Raw genomic sequence first — 6,137 nt, forward strand, 5'->3', positions numbered from 1 at the left:
CTCCCCATCCTTTTCGTAGCTCCTCCAAGAATTACAAAGCCTTCGGAAAATTGGATTTTACAACAAGTAATTAATTCTCATGCTGATGGTTATTTGATTCGTAATTACGACCATTTAAAGTTTTTTGCTGGCGAAAAATGTATTGGGGATTTTTCGTTAAATGTAGCTAATCCTTTAACAGCAAATTACTTGAAAAATAATTTTAATTTACAACGACTTACTGCTTCTTATGACTTAAATATTCATCAACTCCAAGATTTATTAAAAACTTCGCCTCCCGATTGGTATGAAGTGACAATACATCAACATATGCCGATGTTTCACATGGAACATTGTGTTTTTTGTGCTTTTCTTTCCGATGGAACCGACTTCCGCAATTGTGGAAGACCTTGTGAACAATATGAGGTAAAAATTAAAGATAGAGTCGGAACCGAACACGTTTTACAAGCTGATGCTGGTTGTAGAAATACAGTATTTAACGGTACCGCTCAAACTGGTGCAGAATACGTACACAAACTTTTAGAATTGGGTTTACAAAATTTTCGCATTGAATTTGTTAACGAAAGTCCTGAAGAAGTTGAGCAAACTATATATAAATATCAACAATTGCTTAATGGTGAAATAAAAGGTTCGCAATTATGGAGAGAATTAAGATTGCAAAGTCAATTGGGTGTGACTCGTGGAACTGTTGTTAGTTGATAGTTGATAATTGTTAGTTGTTTATTAGTATAACCTCCAAAAACTTGTGCAAAATCGGCGATAAATCATTTTTCCGCCAAATCATCGCAATACTAACTTGTGGTGTTTCTTCAACAAAAGATTTATAAACTACACCCGTGCGTTGCAGATTTTGTAAGGATTCAGGAACGATCGCCACACCGATATCAGCAGCAACTAAACTAACTATAGTCTGCATTTGGATTGCTTCTTGAGCAACCTTGGGACTAAAACCGACTTGCTGACAAAAGCTGATAATTAAATCGTAAAGTCCCGGTGCTAAGAAACGAGGAAATAAGATAAAGGATTCCTTCGCAAAAGATTGCAAACTAACTCGATCAAGACTTGCACAAGGGTGATTTTCAGGTAGTGCGATCGCCAATGATTCTTGAAAAACTATCTTTGAAGAATAAGTATTTGTATCTACAGGTGGACGTACAAAAGCAACATCAATTCTACCCGATTGTAGCCAACTTAATTGTTCATTTGTAGTCAATTCATGTAATTCCAAATTTATATTACTCACATGATTGCGAAAATTACGTAAGATATCGGGGAAAATATTATACGCCGCAGAACTGACAAAACCGACAACCAACTGTCCGATTTCTCCCCGACTAGTTTGTCTTCCCAAAAGGATTGCTTGTTCGAGTTGTCGGAAAATTTGTTGTACGTGAATCAGAAAAACCTCTCCTGCTTCACTTAATTCCACCTTGCGTTTAGTACGGTGAAACAAGTCAAAACCTAATTCTGCTTCCAATTGACGGATTTGTTGACTCAGGGGAGGTTGAGCAATATGTAATCTTTCTGCTGCTCTTCCAAAGTGTAATTCCTCCGCTAAAGTCACAAAATAACGTAGGTGTCGTAGTTCCATTATTTTAAGGTCAAAGGTTAAAGGTTAGAGGTTAAAGGTTGATTATTAATAGCTAATTTGTTCTCAAAAATGGCTATATATATTTTATATATATTAATAGTGCATCAAATATATATTGGACATAATTAAAAACTTTTTTTAAAGTAATGATGTAGAGACGTTGCAGTGCAACGTCTCAATGGCAAAGTCAAAAAAACAAATAATTAATTCAACACAAATGAATAAAACTTCAAATAGCCGATGCAAAGAATTTCCAGCTAGGTGACAGATTAGCTATCAACTCTCAACATTTTTATCATGGAATCAATAATTTTCTTATTTACCGCATCATTGCTTGCAGGAATCCTTAATGGTGTGGCTGGTGGTGGTGGTTTGATTGCTTTTCCCGCACTTTTAATATCGGGAGTACCAGCAATTAATGCTAATGCTACTAATGCAGCCGCACTATGGTTTGGTACAGTTGCAAGTACCATCGCTTATCGTCGCGAATTTTCAATCCAACGGAACTCATTACTATTATTAAGCTGTGTCAGTATTGTGGGAGGAATTATCGGTTCTTATTTACTTTTGCACACATCCCAAGCTAAATTTTCTGCTTTAATTCCATATTTGATGTTAATAGCAACTCTATTGTTTATTTTTAGTCAACCGTTGATGAAATGGTTAAACAAACGCAGTCAAGATTCTTCCCATTTTCGTTTACCATTAATGATCATTTTGCCTTTACAGCTAGTTATTGCAATTTACGGAGGTTACTTTGGTGGTGGTAGTGGAATTTTGATGCTAGCTGTATTAAATCTCATGGGTATGCAAAATATTCATAGTTTGAATGCGTATAAAAGTTGGTTAGCAACTTGTATTAATGCAGCGGCTATTATTCATTTTACTTTTGCCAATAAAATTGTTTGGTTTGAAACAATTATCATGGCTTCAGGTGCAGTTATTGGTGCTTACGGTAGCGTTTATCTAGCACGTAAAATACATCCATTTTGGGTACGCAGTTTTATCATCGGTATTGGTTTAAGTATGACTTGCTACTTCTTTATTAAACAGACAAATCCAATTTAGAAGCAAATTCATATACTCGTCAAAATCATAATTGAAGATTATAATATCAAGGGAACATTCCTGCATAAAAAGTGAGTCGAGTTGTTTTAAATTATTTGTCACCAATTAATTATGCGCCAAATTTCATTACTTTTGAGTATCGTTGTTAGTACATTTTCTCTATTACCCGCTCAATTTGCTCAAGCACGAGATTCTCGAATTCCTGCACCTTCTCAAGCACCTTTGGAATTAGATTTATTAACTAATCCTACAGATAATATAATTACAGCAGATACTATTTATCAAAAACAATTAACTGTTCCTAGTTTATGGTGGGCGCAAGAACAATCGGAAAACAAACTTTTAGATAACTGGATAGCATACCCTAAAATTAATTCTCAACCGGGAAGAGTTGATTTAATTGTTAATGATGAAGTTTGGAACATTCTAGATTATTTAGAACGTTATAATTTTGTTAATCATTTGGGTAGTGTAGCGCGAGATTATGGTTACAATATTCGCGTTTTTAGTTACGAAAAAGAACCTTTAGCAACTTATACTTGTAATTTAAATTTAACTAAGCCTTTGTGTAAGATTGATATGAATGCCGCAAGTTTACTCATGAATCCTTCTATTTCACAATATTAATTATTTGACCACGGATTTCACCGATTTCACAGATTTAATTACCAATTACCCATTACCCATTACCAATTACCCATTACCAATTACCAATTCCCTAACTAATTTTCATTTTATTAAATAATGAATCATACTGCTCACTAATTGATTTTGATAAAGGAAGTAAAAATTCACTTTTATCAAAAACTTGAGGATTAGTTAATAAAACTTTCTGTAATGTTTGGGGAATATCCGATGCTGCAATATCTGTAGTAATTGGAGAATTCCCTTTAGTAAGTAAAGCGATTTGTTTTGCTATCTCTGGTTTCCAACAAAAATCAATCCATTTGTTCGATAAATCTTGCTGAATTTTATCTGCTGGTTGTACCCACAAATCCGCCCAAATAGCAGTTCCGGAGTTGGGAATAATTACGCTAAGTTGGGGATAACGAGAAAGTATAGACACAACATCATTTGACCAACCTAATGCTACCCAAGTATCTCCAATAATTAAAGGTTCCAGATAATTAGTGGAATCATAAAATTTCACCTGTTTATTTAACATTTGTAGTTCCTGTTCTAAAGATGGAACTTTCTGCAAATTGTCACTATTATAGGATTTACCTAATTTTTTTAACGTCAAACCAACGACTTCCCGCGATTGATTGAGTAAAGAAATTCGTCCTTTCAATTCTTCTCTCCACAAATCGCTCCAATCTTGTAATTCCCAATCAAAATTTTCTAACTTATCACGGCGATAAACAATTACCGTACTACCCCAACGGTAAGGTGCAGCCCAAATTTGTCCTTGTTGATCTACAAAACCTTGATTGTTACGTTTTACCAATTCTTGCCATTTTGAGGACAAATTAGACCAATTTTTCAATTGTTCGCGAGACAATGGTTGAATCAGCTTGTTCTGAATTGCATCTTTTAACCAAAAATCTCCCAAAGTTACTAAATCGCTCTTGCTTGGTTGAGATTCGGTAAACGGGAGGGAAAGCTTAAAACCTTCAGACTTCTTTGCTCCTGTTTGGTATTTTTGCAAGCTTTGCAATCGCTTGAATAATTCCTCCAACTGTACCACCGGAGAGAATTTTAACTGAATTTTTGACGATAAAGTTTTCTGAAATTGGTTGAGTATCCTTCCTGGAATAGAACCTTTGAGTACCTGTATTCTTAATTGGGGCTGTTGGGAAGCATTACATCCTACAAGCAACTGCGACATTAGCAGTGTGGATGTACCGAACAAAAATGACCGTCTACGCATTTATTTTGTTGTTAAATTGAAAATCCAGCAATAATATACATTCTAATAACTGCTTTAAGCATTGTAACTAATAGATTCTGCAAATTGGTGATATCAGAACTCGCTATTGTATTTGATATATCTTTAGTTAGAAGTAACTGAATTATGTTATTGATTGAATATAGTCATGAAAATCGTTAGTATAGACAAAATATTCGACCTTTTTACCTGACAACAACTAAGAAGCGCGATCGCCCTCTTAAAACCCGTAGCAATCGCCCTTTAACAAAAAATTCGCAAACTCCTTGATATATCTAGCTTAGATACAAAATATTTCTTTTAACGCAAGTCGAAAAATTAGTCTAATTATTTAGCAATTATTCTCTTGATATTTATGGAAAAGTATTGATATATATATATTTCAGCAAAAAAATCCAGATATTTTGTTTGTCTAGCAAACTATAAAATATTGAGCAGCTACCTGAATCATTCTGTAAAATTGTTACATTAATTTATGGATTAATCAATTTAGTATCGCCTGGCAATTTAAAACTTATAAAAACTTAAAAGTTAAATAAATCATAAATATAGCTAACTTCAACAGCAGAAATAATAATATAGGTAAACATATTGAACTAGGGTATGAAATGGAGCAAATCACAAATCAGGTCTTGAATTTGACTAATAAACTTGATGACCTTTATCAGGTAATTGAGCAGTTAGATCGTAAAGTGACTCAAGCTTTAGCCGAATCTAATTTAGCAAAAGCCTGTCAGGGTGAAGATCCTGAAGAAAAATTTAGTGATGTAAAACAATATCAGTTAAAGGGTTCGATTCGTTTTAATCCCGAATTAGAACACAAAGATGTATTAGTAGACGACGTTTATCTAGACGGCAATTTTGAAACAGGAGATAAACAACTAACTCCAGATATTCAAATTCAACGACTTACAGCACAACTAACAGCAGCATACAATCGTATCGCGGCTTTAGAAGAGCAATTATTACTCAAAAGAATCAGATAGAAGCTTTTATACAAAAAAACAACTGAGTTCGCCCTCTTCGGGCGCGTGGTGATCAATCGCGACTACTGGAGTCGCATAAATTCCTAGGTTTGCTAGTAACGCTCTAATTGGGCTTCAATTGCCTCGATAAATTGGTGTTGTTGCCAGTTTCCGATCAAATAGGCAGCAATACAAGCACCTCCAGCACCCATACCCTCTTTAACGAATCCTTGTTCGTAAGCTTGTAATTGAACATAACGAGAATCGTCAAAACATAGTCCAGTGGCAAGTAGAGATGGTGTTATGATACTTTTTCTACCTATCTGCTGGGCTAATTCTGTTGTATGACAAGTAGAATCTTCCGCAACCCAACGAGTAGTACCAATAACGACTTCTTCAGGTTGCCAAGACAAATTATAAAATTGCGCGATCGCACTTGCTAAAGCAAACACAGCCAGCATTTGTGTACCACCAGCAAGCATTACACCACCATGACGACTAGCAGCGATCGCCATTCCAGCAACAGCAACCTGCATCGGATCTCCCACCCCAGCAACAAGTCGCAATGGATCTAAAGAATTTTGGATTTTAGATACATTCGCTTCGCTCAGTACAAGCTTTGGAT

At 35.0% G+C, this 6,137-nt stretch carries 7 protein-coding genes; 4 read left to right on the plus strand and 3 right to left on the minus strand.

The genetic code is table 11. The features are described 5' to 3' along the window. A partial coding sequence (locus IQ247_RS30990) for a U32 family peptidase (protein ID WP_193925923.1) occupies positions 1 to 699 on the plus strand: 699 nt, incomplete at its 5' end. Positions 700 to 712: 13 nt separating this feature from the next. On the opposite strand, the gene IQ247_RS30995 is transcribed toward IQ247_RS30990, so the two are convergent. After that, positions 713 to 1,591 (minus strand): LysR family transcriptional regulator, encoded by an 879-nt coding sequence (locus IQ247_RS30995; RefSeq protein ID WP_193925924.1) that lies wholly within the window; start codon positions 1,589 to 1,591, stop codon positions 713 to 715. A gap of 297 nt (positions 1,592 to 1,888) precedes the next feature. Here IQ247_RS30995 and IQ247_RS31000 point away from each other — a divergent pair, with 297 nt between their 5' ends. Both IQ247_RS31000 and IQ247_RS31005 read left to right on the plus strand, forming a co-directional pair. Next, a complete protein-coding gene (locus IQ247_RS31000; RefSeq protein WP_193925925.1) occupies positions 1,889 to 2,659 on the plus strand; it encodes a sulfite exporter TauE/SafE family protein in 771 nt (256 codons plus the stop codon). A 111-nt stretch (positions 2,660 to 2,770) separates the two neighbouring features. Beyond that, on the plus strand, positions 2,771 to 3,286 hold the full coding sequence (locus tag IQ247_RS31005; RefSeq protein WP_193925926.1) for a hypothetical protein: 516 nt from the start codon (positions 2,771 to 2,773) through the stop codon (positions 3,284 to 3,286). 91 nt (positions 3,287 to 3,377) lie between these two features. Here IQ247_RS31005 and IQ247_RS31010 read toward each other — a convergent pair whose 3' ends face one another. Further along, entirely contained in the window at positions 3,378 to 4,487 is a 1,110-nt protein-coding gene (locus IQ247_RS31010; RefSeq protein ID WP_228060208.1) for an extracellular solute-binding protein, read from the minus strand. Positions 4,488 to 5,155: 668 nt separating this feature from the next. On the opposite strand from IQ247_RS31010, the gene IQ247_RS31015 reads away from it, so the two are divergent. Beyond that, a complete protein-coding gene (locus IQ247_RS31015) occupies positions 5,156 to 5,533 on the plus strand; it encodes a hypothetical protein (protein WP_193925929.1) in 378 nt (125 codons plus the stop codon). 92 nt (positions 5,534 to 5,625) lie between these two features. Here the strand turns inward: IQ247_RS31015 and IQ247_RS31020 are convergent. Then, a partial coding sequence (locus IQ247_RS31020; protein ID WP_511023009.1) for a nicotinate-nucleotide--dimethylbenzimidazole phosphoribosyltransferase family protein occupies positions 5,626 to 6,137 on the minus strand: 512 nt, incomplete at its 5' end.

It is taken from the genome of Plectonema cf. radiosum LEGE 06105, assembly GCF_015207665.1.
Classification (GTDB): domain Bacteria; phylum Cyanobacteriota; class Cyanobacteriia; order Cyanobacteriales; family Nostocaceae; genus Rivularia; species Rivularia radiosa_A.